The 510-nt window shown below is 58.2% G+C and carries 1 tRNA gene; it reads right to left on the bottom strand.

The window, feature by feature from the left end:
• Positions 1–281: 281 nt before the first annotated feature.
• A tRNA-Ile gene (locus KSY82_RS10220) sits at positions 282–357 on the bottom strand.
• Between the last annotated feature and the right edge of the window lie 153 nt (positions 358–510).

Below are 510 nucleotides of genomic sequence, written 5' to 3'. Positions count from 1 at the left end.
GCTGCGACGCGGAAATCGCGCGCCGTCGCCGCGCCCCGCAGTGCCCGCTTCCCCCAAGGACAATTATCAGTGCAGGTAGACGGCCTGCGGTTTTCGCGAAATACGGGGTATGGTCTAGGGGCCGGGGTCAAACGTAGTAGATGGGCCGGTTTCGCGGCGGCGGCATCGCAGGCAGCCGACCGAGGGCGCCCGGAAGTGAGCAAGCAGGCTATTCGCAAGTGAAAACTACTGCCATGAAAAAGAAAACAGGCCAGACATATTGTCTGACCTGTTGAAAAACCTGGTGGGCCCTCCGGGATTCGAACCCAGAACCCAGGGATTATGAGTCCCCTGCGCTAACCGTTGCGCCAAGAGCCCTTATAAAGTGACACTTGCAGTTGGGGTGGCAGAACAGCCTCCAACGCTTTGAACCACGATGTGAAATACTACCATGCGCGCGGCACCCGTTCAACGCACGATCTTGTCGACCAGGAGGATCATGGTGCCGCCTTTGACCTTGTGTGCCTATAT

The organism is Collinsella aerofaciens, from assembly GCF_019131995.1.
Lineage (GTDB): Bacteria > Actinomycetota > Coriobacteriia > Coriobacteriales > Coriobacteriaceae > Collinsella > Collinsella aerofaciens_S.
The sequence above is the reverse complement of the archived record's forward strand: the minus strand, read 5'-3'. Positions and strand labels throughout refer to the sequence as shown.